Genomic DNA, 21,790 nt, shown 5'->3' with positions numbered 1-21,790 from the left:
ATCTTATCTATCCTCAAATATTATTGGAAGTTTAACCGTGTAATGAGTCGTTCCAACCTTAAAAGTTGGCTCGAAATTACCAAGCAGTTGATAGCGTTTTAGTAAATTGGACTGCCCGGTTCTTGTTCCACTTGAATATGAAATCTTTGACTGTAAGTTGTTTCGTACAATCAATTGGTCTTCATCTCCGGATATATCGATCACCAAGGGTTGCTCCTCACTCACCGTATTGTGTTTGCATACGTTTTCCAAAACAACCTGAAGTGAAAGGGGGGGCATGTAGCCATTCAATAGTTCTGAAGCCAGATCCACTGTGAAATCAAGCCCTTTTCCATACCTCATTTGCTGCAAATACAGATAATTGCGGGCAAAATTGATCTCATCCTGCACACTAACCACTCTTTTATCAATGCTCTCCAAAACATACCGGTAAAGTTTTGAGAACTCGTCAATGAATTCCTGAGCCATTTCAGGATCCTTCTCAATCAAACCGGATAGAACGTTCAAACTGTTGAATAAGAAATGGGAATCTATTTGTTTTTTCAGCATTTCAAACCGCAATTCCGTTACCTGCCCTTCCAGTTCGTTAGACCTTTTCCTTGATTCAGCCCCTTCAATAAAGAATATCCATCCTTCCAGAATTATTACCAATATTACATTACACACCGCAAATATCATCAGGTTGTAACTCATGTTGATGAGCAACCCACCCCTTTATGGATTCAATACATGAGAAAAGTAGGTCACACAGGCGGCAATGATCCCACCAATCAAAACCGTAAGAAAAAATTGAATTATCACACGGACAAACACCTTCTCATTCCACCCTATTTTTTCGTTCAGTAATTTGATGACTATCAGATCAGGATAAACCACTGCAAAGGTAGCTAAAAGACCTAATGTTGAACCAAATATGACCCGTGAAATAAACTGATATATTCCATTCAGTTCATAAAACCCTGTTAAATGGTTAACCAGGATTATGATGACCTGTAATGATATGGCAAAACCAAAAACCAGTTTGAACAGGTTTCGGAAAGGTATCAAATCATGTAAATCCCGTAATTTCATATCTAAAAGTTTCATCAGGCAATTGTAATGAAATTAATGTAACACACAATTATGAACAGAATATTCATTTTAAAAAGAGCCGGATTAAATCCAGGCTCTTTTACTTCTACGTTCAGAAATTTCGTGCCAGTCCAACTCGAACACCCAGGTATCTCAGATCAAGGTCTCTGGTATTACCGTTTGCATCGATCTCTCTGGAGAGGGAGTGAAATTTTACGGTCGGAACCAGGTTCCATTTTTTACCCACAGGAACTTCGATACCTGCCACGACCTGATATCCCAAGCCATGACCTGTATCCCAAACGATATCACCATCCGGGTTTTCAATCTCAAGATGATTATAAAGTCCGCCAGCTCTTAACAGCCAGTTGATGTCTGACGTTTGAAATGGGTGTTTGAACTGCAGGCCAAATACATAACCTGTTTCTTCAAAGTCAGCATCAACTCCTTCAAATGGGTCATCTGAAGCAAATTTATTCCATCCCCATCCGGCATAAACGCCTAGGTGCGGCATAAACCTGTACGTGAATGTTCCTTCGAACCCAAAACCCATATTCAGGTCAGTATCACCCAAACTTTGAGTTGCCAAAGAAGGGCCGACATTAAATTCAAAACTGAACTTAGAATTTTGTGTTTGTGCAAAAAGACTTGTGGCTGTGAATGTTAAGATTAACAGCGCTGATATTTTTAGTGATCTCATTGTTTTGTGTTTTAAGTGTTCGGTTTTCCTTAACTCACTTTAAGGTAAGTTCAATAAGGGATCCATTGAATTAAAACCCGACGATTGTGTTGTAGATCAGGACAAACGTGGCTTCTGTCCGATGAATGAAACAGCCCATTATCATAAACACTCTGATACTTTCTTCTCAACCAATGAAACAATATGATCTAACCTGACTAAAAATAGAAATGACCACTAAAATCACATCATTTATTACCCAATTCACCCCAATTTTTTCTCTTCCTTTTTGTACATTGTTATGATTGAAAAACAGATTTATCAATGTCAGATACCTACCGCGCACTTACCAGAAAATACAGACCGACCTCTTTTGAGGATATTGTCTCACAGGAACATGTGAGTGACACCATTAAGAATGCGATCAAACAAAATCGCCTTTCACATGCGTATATGTTTTGCGGTCCGCGCGGGGTTGGTAAAACCACAATGGCCAGGGTGCTTGCCCGAACCATCAACGAGATCGATATCAGTATTGACGGGGAATCGCTGAATCAAACATTGAATATTGTGGAAATGGATGCCGCTTCCAACAATAAGGTGGATGATGTCCATCACCTTCGGGAAAGCGTTCGCATTCCGCCACAAAATGGCAAATACAAGGTCTTCATCGTAGATGAGGTCCACATGCTCAGTAAAGCAGCTTTCAATGCTCTGCTAAAAACTCTTGAGGAACCGCCTGAGCATGCCATCTTTATTTTTGCGACTACCGAACCCCATAAGGTTCTCCCTACCATTCTATCCCGCGTTCAGCGATTTGATTTCAAGCGTATCTCCGTTGAAGAGATCGTGCAGCGGCTGCGCAAAATTGCCATCGATGAGAATATTTCCATTGATGAAGAATCTCTTCATGTGATCGCTAAAAAAGCCGACGGGGCCTTGCGCGATGCCCTTGGGCTCATGGATCAGGCTATTGCCTTTTGCGGTGATACGATCACCCATAATGAACTGCTGCAGGCGCTGAACGTAGTTGGAACCGACCGTCTGTTCGAGTTCATGGAATGCGTTAAAGACAACGATGCCGACCAAGGGCTGGAACTGATCAACACCCTCCTGCAGGAAGGCTATGACATTCAAGAATATTTAATAGGACTGACCGAGCACCTTCGAAATCTTTACATTGCTCATGAAACCTCAAAGCTCTACCTGGTTGAGGCTTCCGAAGAAACCAAAAAACGCTATCAGAAAACTGCTTCTGATTTTTCGCGGGATGACCTGATGCGCATGTTGCATATCATCAGTGAGGCTCAGATAAAACTGAAGGATGCGAGTCAGCCCAGAATACAATTTGAGATCACCCTGCTGAAACTCATTCACATGGAGAGAAGTGAACAGCTATCCGACCTGTTGGCAGGACTTCAGGAGTTAAAAAAAAACTCCGGTAACTTCGTAGCTCCTTCCCATAAGGGCTCAACCCAAAAAGAACCGAAATCTGAAGATCTGTCGAATAAGGTCTCTGAACCTGAAGAAGAAACTCCTGACACCACAACTGATTCAGTACCGAAAGGACAAAAGAGAATAGATTCAGAAGAAGAAATTGAAATTGAAGCAGAAGAAGCGGACCCCGAAGCTGCTGAATCTAAAAAGAGATCAGAGGCAAAAGAAGAGCAGTTAGAGGAAGACGATGATTTTGATATCGGAGCCCCGGCTTTGATAACAACCCTAACCCGCAAAGCCAGAGCATCGGTTCAAGCCGAAAAACAGAATCAAAATGGGAATTCTGAAAAGCCTAATACTAAAAACCCTGCTGAAAAAGAAGTTCCTGAGAAAATCACCACAGAATATGTTCAAGAGATCTGGTTAGAATATCTGGAGTCATTGAAAGGGGATTTTCCCATGCTATTGCACCTGCAAATGGAACGGGCCAAAGTAAAAAAGGTCAAGGGTGGCGAAATTCATCTTGAATGTGATAATGATTTTGCACAGAAAATGCTGGACGAGCAAAGTACTGATCTGCAGTTCAAACTAAAGGAATTTACGGGAAGCGTACTTCGTTTTAATATTTCAGTAGGAGAAAAAGACGAAAAGGATAAACCCATGAGCGTGTACGAACGCTTTAAGCAAATTCAACAAAAAGACCCTATCATTCGTGATATCGTTGAGATATTTGGGGCAGAACTTGAATATTAAGAGTCGCCACTAATTTGAGTAACTAATAAGTATATAAGACGTTATAGTGGCAAGAAAGATTATTATTTTAATTAAAACTTAGAACTATGAACGATTTTAATATGGCCGATATGTTTGGCAAGATCCAGGAAATGCAATCTAAAATGCAGGAAGCTCAGGAAGGACTGAAAGAAGTCATTGTTGAAGCGGAAGCCGGTGGTGGAATGGTAAAGGTAAAAGCTAATGGTAACAAACAGATCGTTTCCATTGAGATGGATGATGATGTGGTTGACCCTGCCGACAAAGAAATGCTGGAAGATCTGATCGTGGCTGGCGTCAATAAGGCCCTTGAAAAAGCTGAGGAGGCATCCAAAGAGAAAATGCAGGAAATGTACAAGAACATGATGCCCGGTGGCGGCATCCCCGGAATGGATATGTCTAAATTTGGACTATAATTTAGGTTTTAGTTGCAAGGTGTTAGGTTTTAGAAACACTAACACCTAACGCCTTGCACCTTGCCTCTCAAAACATGCAGATAACCTCAGAATATTTAGAGCGGGCCATTGAACAGCTTGCCAAATTACCCGGTACCGGCAGGAAATCAGCCCAGCGTATTGCCATTCACCTTTTAAAACAGAACAGTGATTATGCCATGAGCCTTGCTCAGGCAATCGTGGACCTTAAGGAAAAAGTAACCCGGTGTTCTGTCTGCGGAAACGTAAGTGACTCGGATCCCTGTAAGATCTGCGACAACCCAAAAAGAGATCCTTCTGCCATTTGTGTGGTGGAGGAGTTCAATGATGTCTATATCATTGAAAAATCGAATGAATTTCGGGGCCGCTATCATGTATTGGGCGGTGTGATCTCTCCCATGGATAACATTGGTCCCGATAAACTGCGAATACAGGAATTACTGAAGCGCGTTGGGGAGGATGATCAGGTCAATGAGATCATACTGGCCCTGAATCCCGATGCCGAAGGCGAAGCCACATCCTATTACATCAATAAATTGCTTAAACAATATGATGTGGAGGTAACGCGTATTGCCTATGGAATCCCTATGGGAACTGAACTCGAGTTTATTGATGAAGCAACCCTTAGCCGAGCCTTCGCCAGCAGAAACAGTTTTTAACATGTTAAGAATGAAAAATTCAAAATTAACCTGTATGGTCTTCAATTTTTCATTTTGAATTTTAAATTTTGAACTAACCCTAATAAAACGGTATGAAAAAACTACTATCGCTACTACTGATTACCATATTAACGCTGCCTGTTATTCAGGCTCAGAACCGAGATTACTGGCAACAGCATGTTGACTATACTATGCAGATCGACGTAGACGCTGAAAACCATCAGTACTCCGGTGAGCAAACATTGGTTTACACCAATAACTCGCCCCACACATTGGATCGCGTGTATTACCATCTTTATTTTAATGCATTCCAACCGGAAAGCATGATGGACATCCGATCCAGAACCATTGTAGACCCTGATCGTCGTGTTGGCGACCGTATCTACAATCTGTCTGAGGATGAGATCGGATATCAGAAGGTACGTTCACTTACTCAAAACGGTCGTGCTGTTAATTATGAAACAGACGGCACCGTATTGGTCGTTGACCTGAATGAACCGATCGGTCCTGGTGAAAAAGCCACTTTTGAAATGGAATGGGACGCTCAGGTTCCTCTGCAGATCCGCCGTTCAGGATGGAATAATGCTGAGGGTGTTGAGTTCTCCATGAGTCAGTGGTATCCAAAAATGGCTGAATACGATTTTCAGGGCTGGCATCCGAACGAATATGTAGGTCGTGAATTCCACGCCCCTTTCGGTAACTTTGACGTGAAAATCACCATCGACCAAGATTATGTATTAGGTGGAACCGGTATCCTTCAAAATCCAAATCAGATCGGTTATGGATATGAAGAAGAAGGTGCCCGTGTAGATCGACCAAATGGCGATAAAATGACCTGGCACTTTAAAGCTGAGAACGTGATCGACTTCTTCTGGGGAGCTGATCCTGATTTCAAACATGTAACGGCTCAGGTGCCCAATGGGCCAAAACTGCACTTCCTTTACCAACAGCCTGCTGTAGTTGAAGGAGCCTCCGACGAAGCCAATGCTCAGTATACTGAAAACTGGGAGCAACTGGTTGACTACACAATTGGTGCATTTGAATACGCAAACGAGAATTTTGGAGAATATCCATATCCACAGTACACAAACCTTCAGGGTGGTGACGGTGGAATGGAATATCCGATGGGAACTCTTATCACCGGCGGTCGAAGCCTTGTAAGTCTTGTAGGTGTGATGGTTCATGAGATGTACCACAGCTGGTATCAAAATGTACTGGCTACCAATGAAAGCCTGCTTGAATGGATGGATGAAGGATTCACAAGTTTTGCCTCCTCCGAAACCATGGCACACCTCTTCGACCGTGATGGCAACGTGCACGCCGGTTCATACCGAAGCTACAACTACATTGTACAAAGTGGAGATGAAGAACCATTGATCACCCATGCTGATCATTACAACACCAACTCAGCATACGGCGTAGCAGCTTATTCAAAAGGCGCTGTGTTTCTGAATCAGCTGGAATACATCATTGGTAAAGAAGATTTCCGTAATGGCATGCTTAGGTACCATCAGACCTGGAAACTTAAACATCCAACCGCACTTGATTTCATCAATATTATGGAACAGGAGTCCGGATTGATACTGGATTGGTACTATGAGTATTTCGTACAGACCACAAAGACCATTGATTATGGAATCGAATCTGTGGTTGGCGATGAGAACAAGACCGTAGCCAAGCTTGAGCGAAACGAACTGATGCCTATGCCACTTGACATCGTCGTGGAATATACCAACGGTGAGAAGGAACTGTTCTATCTGCCATTACGCATGATGCGCGGTGAAAAGCCCAACGAAACTGATATGAACAGAACGGTACTGAAAGACTGGACCTGGGTTGAACCAACCTATAACCTGGTGATCAACAAACCCGCATCTCAGGTTAAAAGTATCACGATCGATCCTAGTCAGCGTTTGGCCGATATCAATACAGAAAATAATTCTTTTGATGTTGCTTCAATGTTGAGTGAATAATTGCTTATTTTTAGGATCATTGAAAAGGCGTTGCACATTGCAACGCCTTTTTTATTTACTGGATTTTTAAAACTCACTTTAGCTTAGCTAAAACTCATTACTTTATATGTCACACAAAGATTACGGCAAACTGGCGCTTGAAGCCCACAATAAATACAAAGGCAAGATCTCAGTTGAGCCTAAAATGCCTCTCGAAACTAAAGATGATCTAAGTATAGCCTATACACCAGGCGTTGCAAAACCATGTCTGGAGATCGCAGAAGATAAAGAAAACGCATATAAATACACCGCAAAAGGAAACATGGTTGCCGTGGTCAGTGACGGCTCCGCTGTTTTAGGTCTTGGAAATATTGGCCCTGAAGCCTCTCTCCCTGTTATGGAAGGGAAATCTGTTCTGTTCAAGAAGTTTGCCGATGTAGACGCCTTTCCTATCATCCTCGATACACAAGATACCGATGAGATCATACAAACCGTGAAGAATATTGCACCGGGCTTTGGTGGAATAAACCTGGAAGATATCTCTGCTCCTCGTTGTTTTGAAATTGAAAAGCGATTAAAGCAGGAACTCGACATCCCTGTATTCCATGACGATCAGCACGGAACCGCTATAGTAACGCTGGCCGGTATGTATAACGCCCTCGAGCTGACCAACAAGGAAATGAAAGAACTTCAGGTTGTAGTTAATGGAGCGGGTGCTGCCGGAGTAGCTATCGTTAAGCTGCTGTTTGCAGCAGGTGTTAAGGATGTCATTATGTGCGACAGTCGTGGCATCATATACAAGGGCCGAAGTAGTCTTAATGACACTAAAAAAGAGATGGCTGATATCACCAACAAACAGGGACGAAAAGGATCACTTGCCGATGCTGTTAAGGATATGGATGTTTTTATTGGTGTTTCAGTACCAAATGTGCTTTCTAAAGATATGGTAAAAAGCATGAACAAGAATCCAATGATCTTTGCCATGTCCAACCCTGACCCTGAGATCCTTCCTGAAGATGCCTGGGAAGCCGGAGCAGCAATTGTTGCGACCGGCCGATCTGATTATCCTAATCAGATCAATAATGTGCTTGCCTTTCCGGGGCTGTTTCGTGGTGCTCTTGATGCACGGATTACACGACTGACTACAAAAATGTTTATCACGGCGGCTAAAGCTATAGCCGATTGTGTGGAAGACGTCTCTCCTGAAAAGATCATTCCAAGTCCCTTTGATGAACGTGTACCACAGCGTGTGGCAGATGCCATCATAGAAAATGCAGAGTAATATTTAAATTTAAGCAAAGCATCCAGGGCCCTATTCAGTCTCTACAGTAATTGCGGAGACTGAATTGAAGCCTCCGTTATACTTATTAACAAAAGAATTTGTTTTGGCTAAGATCAAAGAAGCCTTAAGCCTCCGCTTGACTAACATTATTTCTCAATTTATATAATCATCCTCGCTCAACACTCAAGGGATCTTTGAGTGAGGCAAAAAAATAAAGCATTTCATTATTTTAACATTTCAAGCCACCGACTGATGCTCAAAATCTTTACTTTTTCTGACTTCTATTAATGATCAAATATCAGGAACGTAATGAGGTTCATACATTTATCAGCTTTTATGATCCTGTTCACAGCATACTCCACTAGTGCTTTTGGACAGATACAGCCACCGGTTCCAGCACCGACCGATTTCGAAGTTACCGCTGTTTTTACCGAAAACCCACCCTATGTTGATGGCAACCTGAGTGACGAAGTGTGGCAGGACATTCCACCCATCACAAACCTTACACAGGTATGGCCTGACGACGGAGCCGAAGCCACTGAAGATACTGAGGTGCGCATAGCCTACGATCGCGACCACCTTTACTTCGCATTCCGTTTTTATGATAAGAATCCTGAGCTTATCCGTGCTAAGAACCTGGAACGCGGCGGCCGCAATAACCGGGATGATCATGCCTACATTGGTATAGACACCTATCGCGATGGTCGTAATGCTTATCTGTTCGAAATAAATGCACTGGGTACACAGGATGATGCCCTGATAACCGACGAGAAGATCAGTTATGAAAGTTTTTCGTGGGATGCGGTCTTCATCAGCGAAACTAAGATCGACGATGAGGGCTGGACTCTTGAGGTTTCCATTCCTTTTCGTCAGTTACGTTTTCCTGAGGGTGAAGAGCTTGAGTTCGGGCTGATGGTATCCCGCATGATCAACCGCAAGAATGAACGCGTGCTCTGGCCGGCTATCGGAATGGAATATGGAGGCAGTTTTGGTGTATTGGCTGCTGCTTCACAATATGGCACCTTGAAAGGAATCAAAAATATCCGCCGCGGGAACAATATTGAGCTTAAACCTTACGTGATCTCAGGCGTTCAGGAAGTTCGCCCCGACCTTCAAAATGAAGCTACAAATACCGATTATACCTACGACATTGGCGGTGACCTGAAGTGGGGTATTACCTCTAATATAACATTGGATATGACCTTAAATACGGATTTTGCCCAGGTGGAGTCTGATAACGTACAATTGAATCTTTCGCGCTTCAGCCTCTTTTTTCCGGAAAAAAGGGAATTCTTCTTGGAGCGATCAGGCCTTTTTCTGCACGGTAACAGTCGCTCAACCCAGACCTTTTTCTCAAGGCGAATCGGATTGACCGATCAGATCCTTACGGGAGCACGCATGACCGGACAGGTGGGACGATTTTCGATCGGAGCCATGAATATTGAGACCGGAGATAAATTCAAACAAGCTTTTGGCAGTCAATCCGTCAATAATTCTGTAGCCAGAATCCGAACAGATATCTTTCCTCGTGCCACAGTTGGTAGTATCGTTACTAATGTAGAACAAATAGATGGTTATAACCGGGCACTCGGGTTTGATACTAAATACCGGTTCTGGACTTCCAGTGAATTCAATGCCTGGTATACCAAGGTATGGGACGACACCGATCTGTTGAACGATCAAGCCGGACATACCAGTCTTCAGCTTCAGAACGACACATATGAAGTCGGCGGTTCTTACACCAGTGTTGGAACTAATTATGCTCCGGCTCTTGGATTTGTGAGAAGATTAGATATGAGAGAGTACTCAGGTAATATGGGCTATAATCCCACTGTTGATATAGCAGCAATTCCAGGTATTCGCCGCTTTAATATTGGAACAGACTATGATTATATAGAAGGACAAGATGGTGTAAAACAATCTGCATACTGGTCAGGCAGGATAAGGGCAGAGTTCAGCAGACGGCAAAATGTGACACTTTCTGCCAACCGTGAGTTTGAACGATTAATTGCTCCCTTCAACATTCGGCCTGATGCTATTATTCCAGCAGGCGATTACACATTTGACAGAGTTGGCCTGAGTGTAACTACTGATGAGAGTCGACGTATATTCGGATCCGCCTCTATTGGTATTGGTGAATTTTTCAGTGGAAACCGAAAAGGCTTCAATGGAAGTATTGGATATCGTCAGTCAAAGCACTTGCACCTTGAAGCGAATTTCGATCATAGTATTATTGACCTTCCTATTACTAACGGGGAGTTTGAAGCCACAACGGTATCGACTTCTATTCTGGGAGCGCTAAGCCGTAAATTGTTTGCAAAAGCTCTGATACAATACGATAACTTTTCAAGAGACCTGCAGGCTAATATCCGCATCAACTGGATCCATACACCGGGCAGCGACCTGTTCTTTGTATTTAATACTTCCTATCATCTCACAGGAGATAATGAAACCCTGTTCGATCCGCACCGGGATATGATCATGAACAGTCAGGCTGCCGTTGCAAAAGTTACTTATTTGATCATGTTTTAAACAGGCAACTCCATCATTCGGTTCCGCATATACTCATCACCTACAGTCTAAACCTATTTGGAACCGGGTGATGGAGTGAGTCATAGGTTTGACAGCCTTGTCAACCTCATCCATCACCCCGTCCATGGCTTGAATCAAATTTAATATGCCAAATTATACAGGACGGAATGATGGATTTCCGGCAAAAAAAAAGCCTGATGAATTTAAATCCACCAGGCTGATTTAATTTCAATAAAATGAAATGGACTTAGTCCCCATCACGGTCCGGTCGCTTCCAACGTATCGGATCTTCAGGAGTGGGGATGATCGGGTCATCATAATTTTGAAGTAAGCGAAGAGCTTCTTCCACTGCTGCTTCAAGCTGAGGATCATGTCCGTCGATCACCTCTTTTGGTGTTTGCATCACTTCGATGTCAGGAGCTATACCTTCACCTTCAACATCCCATTCACCGTCCAGGTTATAGAAGCCTCCTCGTGGTGCTACAAAATAACCGCCGTCCACAAAAGGTGGTGTATCCCAGGTTCCAACCAATCCACCCCAGGTCTTAGCACCAACCAATGGACCGATCTCCATCTTACGGAAGAGGAAAGGAAGCAGGTCACCGCCGGAACCGGCACGTTCATTTATGACCATCACCTTAGGTCCCCATATACCTGCACCCGGTGTTGTGAAAGGCTTACGGTCTGCAGCTTTACTGTTAAAAAACCCGTGCAGCTCACGCGCCATGATATCAACCATGTAATCAGCCGCTGAACCTCCCCCATTGTTACGTTCATCAATGATAGCACCCTTTTTATCTTGCTGTGCAAAATAGTAGCGATTGAAGTAGGAATATCCACCCTGTCCGGTATTCGGCACCCAGACATATGCAAGCTGCCCATCAGACATCTCATTGACTTTTCTGCGATTGCCTTCCACCCAATCACGGGTTCTCAGACCGGCTTCACTTCCAATAGGAACTACAGTCACCAGCCTTGCCCCGTTGGATTGAGGACGATCATTGACCAGTAATTTGACCTGTCGGCCAACAGTTCCCTCAAAATAAGTATAGAAGTTCTCTGATGTATCCAATGCTTCCCCATTCACTTCCAGAATGTAGTCACCTTCGTTTACATTAATTCCAGGTCCTGACAGCGGGGCTGTGAGATCAGGATTCCAGCTTTCTCCTGAATAGATCTTATCAATTCTATACGCTCCATTCTGAATTGAAATATCAGCGCCCAACAAGCCTGCTTGTACGTTATCAAGGTCAGGGAAATCTCCACCGCCAACGTAAGAGTGACCCACAGCCACCTCACCGCTCATAATATCCAGCACATAATTCAGATCGGAACGGTGTTTTGCATGATCTACCCACGGAGCATACCATTCATAGACTTCATCCCATGGAGCACCGTGCATATTATCCACATACAGGAAGTCGCGCATGAAGCGCCAGCCGTCTCTGAATATCTGATGGAATTCCTTCTGCGGATCTACTTTGATATTGATACCTGAAATATTCAGGCTTCCGTTACCTGCACTTTTTTCACCTGTTTCAGTAGTCACGATAGCCCAGTTTCCACCACTTCTATACAACAGATTCTTTCTATCCTGAGACACCGCGCCTTCATTAAAATTATTAACGAAAAGACTGCCTTCACGCTTTTCCAGATCATATTTGTTAAGGCGCGTTCCTTCATTTGGAACTGACTCCGTATAGAATACATCGCCACCCGGACCAGGCATCAATCCTGTATAGTTTCGCTCCGGGATATTCAATGCCAGCGTTCGCTCCGCAATGTTATCAAGAGTAATAGTTACTGATACGGCTTCATTTTTGGGTTCACCGTTTGTTTCATCAGTTTCAGGTACTTCTTCATCATCACTTTTTGGCAATAAAGGTGACGGCTCATCATCAGACAAAACGATCATGTATAGTGCTCTTGTAACCGGCATGTTGTATGAGCTCATATCCAGCCAACCCGTGTTCAACCCATAATCAGTGCTCGCAAGGAAATAAAGATATTTCCCGTCTTCACTCCAAACCGGTGTAATGGCATCCGACATCCCATCCGTCAGCTGATGGGTATCTCCTGTTTCAATATTGTGAACCTGAACCGTTTTGAACTGATTATCCTGCAGTTTCACATAGGCGATCCATTTACTGTCAGGCGACCATATTGGATTCATTGTCCGGTTAGGATGTGCATATCCATCAGTATCTACTTTTTTGGCAATACCGTTTTCCACATTTACATACCACAGATTATAATCAGTATCTGTATAGGCTATGTATTTGCCATCCGGTGACCAATCAGGTCGGAAATAATAAGTTGGATTTGGAAGCTCTATCATTCTAGGGTCTTCCAATCCATACTGATCAGTGATCATAAGGGTGTACTCACCGCTTTGGTCTGAAAACCAGGCCACTCTTTCACCATCAGGTGACCATATAGGGTATCGTTCTGCGCTCGCTGATGATTCACTAAGCCGTCTCCATGTACCATTTTCTTTTGGAACCGTCACGACCTCACCCCTGAATTCAAAGATGGCTCGTTTTCCTGTCGGCGATATTGAAGCGTTATTCAAGTCGTTAGCATCAGGTGATTCCCATCGCGGCCGGCTCCAGCTCATGTCACCGGATACCTGAATTTCCAGCTGCTCGGTATTCCCGTTTGCAGGATCCAGCAGGTGGAGAAATCCGCCCTGCTCATAAACGATCATTCCATCACCGGCATCCAGACTCTTCACATCGAAGTCGGAATGAAAGGTCCATTGTTTTTCTTCTTTTGTTTCAGGATCGAATGACCAGATGTTATTGGCATAATCACGCTCGGAAAGATAGAATACATTTCCATCGTGCCACACCGGATCGGTATGTCTTTCATTATCGGGTCGTGGTGTTTGGATCAGGTCAAAAGTCTCAAGATCAACGATCCAAATAGGTTGTGCCTGTCCACCCCGATAATTTCTCCACTCCGGATCCCAGAATGTGATCGGATTATAGGCGAGATATTTTCCATCGGAGGACATTTCACCTGTAGCAGCGCGGGGAACCGGAAGCACTTCTGCATTCCCGCCATCCGTATCAATTTTCCAGATCCTGTTAAGTTGTGTGGGATGACCATCTCTTCCTGACCTGAAAAGCACCTCACCCTCCGGTGTCCAGCCAGTAACTTCATCCGTCCCGGGATGCCAGGTCAGTCGCTTCGGTGAACCACCTTCAGAAGGAATTACATACACATCCGAATTGCCTTCATATTGTCCCGTGAAAGCGATCATACTTCCGTCCGGTGAATAATGAGGGTTATTTTCGCCTCCGATGTTGCTTGTCAGTCGAATGGCTTTTCCACCTTCCATACCAACTTTCCAAAGATCATTCGCGTGCACAAACACGATCCCGTTGTCAGATATTGTGGGCTCCCTGAGTAACTGAGTTCCCTGTGCAAAAGAACTGATGTGAACTGTTATGAGTGCAAGAGTAAGTATCAGAAAAGTGATGCGTCGTTTCATAAATATCCCATGATTTGTTAATAACTACCCTGAATATAAACATTACGAATTGAGAAGAAAGTGGGGGTAGTAATTTTGATTTAAGTAGACTGGTAACTCTATCATTTGGTCTCGTTCTCACACAGGCCCTGAAAGGGTCACATATGAATAGCCCAGTGTAAGACCGCGCGAGCGTGTGCAACCCTGGGGTAGATAGTCAAAGAAAAGAAAACCCAAGCATCAGTGTTTATCAACGTTTCAGTGCAATCGCAGGGTTTGGCGAGTAGGTGTAATTGAGATGGTTGCCCAAGCTATGAAAATAAGTACAAGCAAAACAACCTATCGGGCGAAGCTTTTTTTTAATTTTTTTATTTACCCCCGGACTGCTTCCATGCTATCGCATTTCATTATCCGGGGTTATTCATATGTGTCCCCTTAAGGGCCAGAACCTTCAAACCCACATTCATAAACGATGAACTTATCGTTTTGGGCAAGAACACTTACCTTGAAGATCTTTTCGAGATGTGTTTTATAGTTCAGGTGCTGATTGGCTACACATACAAACCTGCCTGTTTTTTTTAACTTGTCAGCCGCTTCGTTAAACAGTCTGATGGTCACTTCAATGTTCGTCTCAAATCCAAAATGAAAAGGAGGATTGGTCACAACCAGATCAAGACTATCTTTAGGAATATCATCCAACCGATCGTTCCAGAAATAATGAACGCCGGGGCCATCAATATTTAATTTGGCGGATTCGATCGCAAGAAAGGAATCATCTGTTAGATAAATCTCAGCTTCCGGTTTTTGAAGCTGAACTGCCATGGCGATCACCCCGTTACCGCACGCAAGGTCAAGCACCTTGTTTTCAGATTCTTTGACTTGAAGGTTATCGATCAAAAACTGGGTAGCGTAATCGATATGATCAGCTGAAAACACCCCGTAATTCTGTTGAACTACACTTTGGGTCTTCCTGCCAAAATCGTAATTCAGTCGGTGAACAAGAGATCTGTTTACTGACTCTTTCTTTCCTTTTAATACCAATACGCGTGACTTTTTAAGCGCCAGACTCTGCTCAACATTCTCAAAATAAGTTTCAGCGATATTCAGCATTTGAGGAGTGAAATACTTTGTCATGAACCCGCAAAGCACCGTACCATTATCCGTTAAATTTGAATGGATCTGATGCAGGTACAACTCAAACAGGTCCATGGACTTAGGGATATTGAGCAATACCCTGTCAAAGTTTTGCACAGGACATTCCAAAGGATCCATGAACTTAATTAGCTTTAGATCTATCCGGTTGGCTTCCAGATTTTGGATTACAGATCGCTGCTGACTCTTTCTCTCTGTTACAACGGTAGGTTCAAATTTTTTCAACAAGCAGCTCAAAAAACCAAAGCGATCATTATAAATGCCGATATGGACATTTCCGGTATCCGGATCATCCTCAAACAGTTTCTTGATCAAATATTCATCAGCTGCACTCCAGGCACGCAGTGATCGATTGGTGGTTTCCGGATATCGTTTAAAAGAAAAAGAATTATCCTCAAAATTGTATGTATCCACAGAGTAGGTCCTTAGAATAAGCTGGTTTGCTCTTTATCTTCTTTCTGTGCCTGCTCGATCTGAGGTTCATCAGATGGTGTAAAGGTTTTAAGCATTTCCGGCATAAAGCGTTTTTCATATATACGACGGGCTAATCCATGCAGAGCTTTTTCTCCCCTTGGAGTGATCCTAAGAAAACCGGAATCATCTTCATCCAAAAAACCAAAGGAACGCAAGTCGTTGACTATCAAATACGCCAGTTTTTCGGTAACCCCGGCGTTTTTCTCCACATACTCCCGGTGAGGCGGTTCATCTTCACTTATGTAAACTGACCCTAACACATTAAGTTCGATATCAGTCAGTGGAAAACCTTCACTGCCTTTGGTAAGCAACTCATCCCATGTACTTTGCGAATAGTATAGACCAAACCACCACTTAGCCTCTCTTAATAAATGACCCGATGATGCACAGGCAAACGGTTGACCGGGTTGAGCCTTTCTCGGCTCGCCCCGGCTGCGATACATATTCACCATGGTTGCCAGATCCAGTTCGTGGATATTGGGTGGATATTTAAAATAAAAATCGCTGCGTTTTTGCATGAGATCCTTAGGCTGTCTTTATGTTAATGACAGTAGTGAATATAAATCTACAAAAAAAATTATAAAGCCACCGATCAGCGAAATCGGTTCAACCCTGAACCAATTATCCTTTTTCCTTGATCAGATCCATGGCTTTAGCAAGAGTAAAGTCTTCAGGTGATTCCCCGTCCGGTAAACTGATGTTCTTTTTGCCATGCTTGATATAAGGACCATAGCGACCGGTCATCACCTTAATAGGTTTATCGGTATCCGGATGTTTACCAAGATCCTGAATCTCATTACTTCCTCTTCTCGATTTCTTCTTTTGAGCCAGTAATTCAACGGCACGGTCCAGTTCAATGTCCAGAACATTATCCGATTTGGGAATAGACTTAAATTTACCATCATGAACCACATATGGACCGTATCGTCCAACTCCGGCTTTAACAACTTTTCCATCCTCAGGATGCTCACCAAGCTTCCGAGGAAGTTCTAACAGTTTCAGGGCCAGATCCAGATCCACATCACTCGGTTCCATACCTTTTAGCAAGGACACGCGTTTCGGCTTTTTATTGTCTTCCGTTACTTCACCACGCTGCACATAGGGACCATATCGACCTGTAAGAAGAAATATTGGCTCATCCGTTTCAGGATCCTTCCCGATCGGGGTGTCGCCCTCTTTTTCAGTTTTGATGATCTCTTCGATAAACTCTGCCGTAAGATCGCTTGGATTATACTGTTCAGGTATAGATGCATTTATTTTGTCATCATCTTCTCCTTTACTGATATAGGGTCCAAAACGCCCAACAGCCACTTTAATGCCTTCCAGACCATCCAATGGCAGATCCAGTAATCTGGCTTCCTGCGGGTCGATCTTATCTTCCTGAGTATCAACCTTGGCCTTCAAGCCATTCTCACCGTTATAATAGTCTTCCAGGTATTTGACCGGATCCTGCTTCCCTTCAGCCACAGCATCCAGCTTATCCTCAAGATCAGAAGTAAACTGACTGTCGACCAGATCCGGGAAATGTTTCTCCAGTAATGAAGAAACCGCAAAGGCTGTAAAGGTTGGGATCAATGTTTTGCCTTCGCTTTTCGCATAACCGCGATCTTGTATGGTGCTGATGATGGACGCATAGGTACTTGGCCGACCAACACCTCGTTTCTCCAGTTCTTTGACCAAAGTTGCTTCTGTATAGCGTGCAGGAGGTTTGGTCTCATGGCTGACAAAGTTCAGATCATCAAGCCCAGTACCATCTCCCTCACTCATTGCCGGAAGGAAATTTTCCTGATTTTCAAGAGCTGCTTCCGGATCATCGCTGCCTTCTACATAAGCCCGAAAATAACCGGGGAATATAATTTTCTTGCCGCCGGCTCTGAAATCTGCATCTGTTCCATTATTGGTTGCACGGATCGTTACGTTGGTAAACTCCAGTTCCGCTTCAGCCATCTGAGTAGCGATGGTACGCTTCCAGATCAGGTCATAAAGTTTGAACTCTCGGCCGCTTAACCCGGCCTTACCCGGTTTAACAAAACGCGAGCCTGATGGCCTGATAGCCTCATGAGCTTCCTGAGCACCTTTACCTTTCTTACTGTAATTGCGAACCCGCTCAAATAAATAATCTTCACCATATTCATCCGTCACCGCATCGCGGGCAGCACTGATGGCTTGACCGGATAATCGGGTTGAATCTGTACGCATGTACGTAATAAAACCTTTTTCGTATAATTTCTGAGCCACACTCATGGTGTCGCGAGCTGAAAACCCAAACTTGCGGTTAGCTTCCTGCTGCAGAGTTGAGGTAATAAAAGGTGGCGCCGGGTTACGTTTCTGCGTTTTAACATCGACGTTGATCACAGACCACTTTGCTTCCTTAAGGTCATCCACAAGGACGCTTGCCTTATCTTCATCCAGTAAAACTACGGACTCAGGCTTTTTCAGCTTACCGGTGTTTTCATCAAAATCTTTACCGCTGGCAAGACGCTTTTCATTAAGGTGTGTCAGGTCTGCATCAAATTTATAGTCATCACCTTCTTTATGAAGCTGAGCTTTCAGATCATAGTAGGTTGCACTTTTGAACTTCATGCGCTCACGTTCGCGCTCAACCAAAAACTCTACTGCTACCGATTGTACGCGTCCCGCTGAAAGACCCGGGGAGATCTTTTTCCATAGCAGTGGCGAAACCGTGTATCCCGCCAGGCGATCCAAAATTCGTCTCGTTTCCTGAGCATGGACCAGGTTCATATCTATATCCCTGGTGTTCTCCAGCGCGTTCATAACTGCCTCTTTGGTGATCTCGCGAAATGCCATTCTCTTAACCGGCACTTTCGGTTTCAGGATCTCCATAAGATGCCATGAAATAGCTTCCCCTTCACGATCCTCATCCGTTGCAAGGATCAGTTCATCCGCATCTTTAAGCAACTTTTTGAGCTTGGTAACTACTTTCTTTTTAGATGAGGGGATCACATACAGCGGATCAAAACGATCATCCACATTGATACCCAAATTTGACCAGCTCTCTTTTTTATACTTGGCCGGAATTTCCTTGGCCGAGGAAGGCAGATCACGAATGTGACCCATAGAGGAGTCTACTACATACCCTTTAGGCAGATACTTCTTAATAGTTTTGGTTTTTGTAGGAGACTCTACAATGACGAGACTTTTCATGTATAAACAGGATTAATTCAATTCTTCGACCAGCTCTTTTAACTCTCCGGCATGGTCTTTCGTATTCACTTTTTTGATAGTTCCCAAAATAGTACCATCTGTATCAATAACAAAGGCCGAACGTGAAGGAGCTTCATACTCTCTTCCATACATCTTTTTTTGAACAACGGAATCCGTGGCTTCTGCAAATTTATAATCGGGATCCGAAACCAACGTAAAATCAATTCCCTGCTTATCTGCATAGCGCTTATGTGAACCGCAGGTATCCTTACTTAATGCTACAAGATTGTAACCTTTTTCAGTGAACCATTCGGCATGATCTGCCAGATCTTTTGTCTGACGATCACAGCCACTGGTATTATTCTTCATATATACCGACACAATAGTGGGCTTATCCAGCAGGTCTTTAAAATTGATCTCCTTTTCTTCTCCGTTTTGGACTGCCTTTACAGTAAAATCGAAATTAGCTTTGCTTCCGGTTTTTAACATAGTCGTTTAATTTAATTTCTTTTCGTTGATGGATTGTGATAACTGAAAGTAAGAAGGTATTCGTTCGATTTCAGCTCAGGTTGATCTGTTTAAGTCTTTGCACTCGTTACGAACGTCTCGTTCGGAATTCCTGCCTGAACCTCAGATTCCACCTAAGCCAATGCAACTACCCTTCGGCTCAGCGAGCTAAGGTACGTTCCCACAACAAGAACTTTGCCACGGCCGCTACCACCAGGGAATGATGAACCGTTCCCTCATTCACCAACTCCAGAAAATCATCCAGTGGCATGGTATGAACGTTGATCCTTTCGTTCCCATCGAGCTGCTGCTCCTGAATTTTTCGGCAATTCTTGACTACGTATAAATGAGTATAGTTTGTCAGGAAAGCAGGATTCGAGCTTACTTTACCTAAATAACTCCAATCTTTTCCTGTATACCCTGTTTCCTCAAGTAATTCCCGGCGAGCGGTTTCATCATGAGTTTCTCCCTCATCAACCATACCTCCAGGTAATTCCAGTGTGGGTTTTTCTATACCATAACGAAATTGCTCCACCAATACGATCTCATTATCTGAAGTCAGAGGGATCACGTTCATCCACTCAGGTGCCTTAATGATCGAAAATGTAGCCGAATGATCTTCTGACATAATTTTCATATCCCGACTTAAAAGTTTGAAGATATTCGTCGTATATTTGAGCTCTTCTTTCGTGGTGATCCACGGTTCAATCGAAAATTTAAATTTACGGGTATTCATAGATGTCGGACACGCTCAAATTAGTTAAAGATCAGTTTTCTTCGGAGGCAGAACTTAAAAAAGCTATAGATAAAGCGTTGGACCTGATGGAGAAAATATATGCTTCCGGTAAATATCCAAAATTGATCGTTGAGCGTTCATGGAGCAGTCACAACCCCGTCATAGACGGAGAATTAGCCCAGCCCGCTGCCTATCGCTGGTATTTGGGTAGAGAAATTAAACGCCTTGTGGAAAATGATGCCACGGTTTTTGTAAAACCTTCACGTGATGTTCTGCCACTACATGACCCCGTTCTATTCGATAACCTGGATGAAAACGAATGGGATATCACCCAAAAGAAACTCTTTCTATTCCGCGCCGAACGCATTGACATTTCCCTGGACCGGCTTTTCCACTATACAGGAACCAAACCGGAAGATTTCCAGCGATACATTCTGTTTACAAACTACGATATGCATGTTGATGTGTTCCTTGACATGTTTCCCAATTGTGAAAAACCGGTGAACGAAGGTGCTCAGATGCCAGCCTACCACCACAAAATGGAAAATAACTCCGGCCTCACATTAGTGAATATCGGTGTGGGGCCTTCAAATGCCAAAACTATTACCGACCACGTTGGCGTGCTTCGGCCTGATGCCATGGTGATGGTCGGTCATTGCGGCGGACTTCGAAATCACCAGGGTATCGGTGATTTCGTGCTGGCAAATGGTTACTACAGAGCCGATAGAGTACTGGATGATGTTTTCCCAATAGGGATTCCGATCTCACCAAATTACATCCTGAACCGGTACATGCAGGAAGCATTGGACAAAAATGAGATGAAACACCGTATCGGAACCGTATACACCACAGCTAATCGCAACTGGGAATTCTCGAAAGCCCGAACGGTCGAAGAAATCCACATGAGCCGAAGCGTTGCTGTTGATATGGAGTCATCCACAGTAGCCACCAATGGATTTCGATATCGCATCCCTCACGCTACTCTGCTTTGTGTTAGTGATAAGCCCTTGCACGGTAAGCCTAAACTTTCCCAATATGCCCAGTCGTTCTACCAAAACTCTAAAGAACTCCACCTCAAAATGGTGATCGATGCGCTTCAAATGGTAAAGGATAATTACCCGGAAGGATTACCCAACTCCAGCATCCGTGCGTTTAATGAGCCGCTGATGGGTGGTACCGAGTAAGAATAACCAATATTCATCACAGAATGCTCAAGTAAGATCACCTGGATATTGGTTATTGCGTGTTGAGTGTTGGATATTCTCCCCATGGTCATTCCCGTGCAGGCGGGAATCTTGATCTTGCCATTTAACACATACCTTGCTTTGGTCAGCACTTTGATCTCAAGCATGCGCCGTGAGATGACATTGTAAGGGCGTTTTTCTCTGACCTTTTTCCTCTTTTCATAACTATACTAACCTGCAATTTAAACACAATCATTAGTCACTTTAGTTTCTTTAATCG

Annotated in this window: 16 protein-coding genes; 7 read left to right on the top strand and 9 right to left on the bottom strand. The window is 43.6% G+C overall.

Annotated elements, in window-relative coordinates:
• Nucleotides 1-3: 3 nt before the first annotated feature.
• The 3 genes from ACKGJO_RS13245 to ACKGJO_RS13235 all read right to left on the bottom strand — a co-directional run bounded on the left by ACKGJO_RS13245 (nt 4) and on the right by ACKGJO_RS13235 (nt 1,771).
• Complete coding sequence (locus tag ACKGJO_RS13245) at nt 4-693, bottom strand: sensor histidine kinase (protein WP_411323920.1); 690 nt, start codon at nt 691-693, stop codon at nt 4-6.
• A gap of 21 nt (nt 694-714) precedes the next feature.
• Nucleotides 715-1,071, bottom strand: coding sequence for a hypothetical protein (locus ACKGJO_RS13240; protein WP_411323919.1), 357 nt, complete (start codon nt 1,069-1,071; stop codon nt 715-717).
• Nucleotides 1,072-1,183: 112 nt separating this feature from the next.
• A complete protein-coding gene (locus ACKGJO_RS13235) occupies nt 1,184-1,771 on the bottom strand; it encodes an outer membrane beta-barrel protein (protein WP_411323918.1) in 588 nt (195 codons plus the stop codon).
• A 303-nt stretch (nt 1,772-2,074) separates the two neighbouring features.
• Here ACKGJO_RS13235 and dnaX point away from each other — a divergent pair, with 303 nt between their 5' ends.
• The 6 genes from dnaX to ACKGJO_RS13205 all read left to right on the top strand — a co-directional run bounded on the left by dnaX (nt 2,075) and on the right by ACKGJO_RS13205 (nt 10,817).
• Complete coding sequence (gene dnaX / locus ACKGJO_RS13230; RefSeq protein ID WP_411323917.1) at nt 2,075-3,940, top strand: DNA polymerase III subunit gamma/tau; 1,866 nt, start codon at nt 2,075-2,077, stop codon at nt 3,938-3,940.
• Between the two features lie 86 nt (nt 3,941-4,026).
• Nucleotides 4,027-4,374: a YbaB/EbfC family nucleoid-associated protein gene (locus ACKGJO_RS13225; protein WP_411323916.1), complete on the top strand. Its 348-nt coding sequence runs from the start codon at nt 4,027-4,029 to the stop codon at nt 4,372-4,374.
• A 74-nt stretch (nt 4,375-4,448) separates the two neighbouring features.
• Nucleotides 4,449-5,051 (top strand): recombination mediator RecR, encoded by a 603-nt coding sequence (gene recR, locus ACKGJO_RS13220; RefSeq protein WP_411323915.1) that lies wholly within the window; start codon nt 4,449-4,451, stop codon nt 5,049-5,051.
• Between the two features lie 92 nt (nt 5,052-5,143).
• Nucleotides 5,144-7,024, top strand: a complete 1,881-nt coding sequence (locus ACKGJO_RS13215; RefSeq protein ID WP_411323914.1) for a M1 family metallopeptidase — start codon at nt 5,144-5,146, stop codon at nt 7,022-7,024.
• Nucleotides 7,025-7,130: 106 nt separating this feature from the next.
• On the top strand, nt 7,131-8,285 hold the full coding sequence (locus ACKGJO_RS13210; RefSeq protein WP_411323913.1) for an NAD(P)-dependent malic enzyme: 1,155 nt from the start codon (nt 7,131-7,133) through the stop codon (nt 8,283-8,285).
• A 309-nt stretch (nt 8,286-8,594) separates the two neighbouring features.
• Nucleotides 8,595-10,817: a carbohydrate binding family 9 domain-containing protein gene (locus ACKGJO_RS13205; protein WP_411323912.1), complete on the top strand. Its 2,223-nt coding sequence runs from the start codon at nt 8,595-8,597 to the stop codon at nt 10,815-10,817.
• Between the two features lie 247 nt (nt 10,818-11,064).
• Here the strand turns inward: ACKGJO_RS13205 and ACKGJO_RS13200 are convergent, their stop codons facing one another.
• The 6 genes from ACKGJO_RS13200 to ACKGJO_RS13175 all read right to left on the bottom strand — a co-directional run bounded on the left by ACKGJO_RS13200 (nt 11,065) and on the right by ACKGJO_RS13175 (nt 20,326).
• On the bottom strand, nt 11,065-14,313 hold the full coding sequence (locus ACKGJO_RS13200; RefSeq protein WP_411323911.1) for a S41 family peptidase: 3,249 nt from the start codon (nt 14,311-14,313) through the stop codon (nt 11,065-11,067).
• Nucleotides 14,314-14,727: 414 nt separating this feature from the next.
• A complete protein-coding gene (locus tag ACKGJO_RS13195; protein ID WP_411323910.1) occupies nt 14,728-15,858 on the bottom strand; it encodes a class I SAM-dependent methyltransferase in 1,131 nt (376 codons plus the stop codon).
• Nucleotides 15,859-15,869: 11 nt separating this feature from the next.
• Nucleotides 15,870-16,436: a hypothetical protein gene (locus ACKGJO_RS13190; protein WP_411323909.1), complete on the bottom strand. Its 567-nt coding sequence runs from the start codon at nt 16,434-16,436 to the stop codon at nt 15,870-15,872.
• A gap of 103 nt (nt 16,437-16,539) precedes the next feature.
• On the bottom strand, nt 16,540-19,083 hold the full coding sequence (topA, locus tag ACKGJO_RS13185) for a type I DNA topoisomerase (protein WP_411323908.1): 2,544 nt from the start codon (nt 19,081-19,083) through the stop codon (nt 16,540-16,542).
• Between the two features lie 12 nt (nt 19,084-19,095).
• Nucleotides 19,096-19,572 (bottom strand): peroxiredoxin, encoded by a 477-nt coding sequence (locus ACKGJO_RS13180; RefSeq protein WP_411323907.1) that lies wholly within the window; start codon nt 19,570-19,572, stop codon nt 19,096-19,098.
• A gap of 178 nt (nt 19,573-19,750) precedes the next feature.
• A complete protein-coding gene (locus tag ACKGJO_RS13175) occupies nt 19,751-20,326 on the bottom strand; it encodes an NUDIX hydrolase (RefSeq protein ID WP_411323906.1) in 576 nt (191 codons plus the stop codon).
• Nucleotides 20,327-20,328: 2 nt separating this feature from the next.
• Between ACKGJO_RS13175 and ACKGJO_RS13170 the strand changes: the two genes are divergently transcribed.
• Nucleotides 20,329-21,510 carry a phosphorylase family protein gene (locus ACKGJO_RS13170; RefSeq protein WP_411323905.1) on the top strand — a complete coding sequence of 394 codons (1,182 nt, stop codon included), beginning with the start codon at nt 20,329-20,331 and terminating at the stop codon, nt 21,508-21,510.
• The last annotated feature ends 280 nt before the right edge of the window (nt 21,511-21,790 follow it).

The sequence above is a fragment of the Gracilimonas qinghaiensis genome, from assembly GCF_046602855.1.
Classification (GTDB): domain Bacteria; phylum Bacteroidota; class Rhodothermia; order Balneolales; family Balneolaceae; genus Gracilimonas.
Note: the sequence above shows the minus strand (reverse complement) of the source record. Positions and strands in the feature narration are given on the sequence as shown.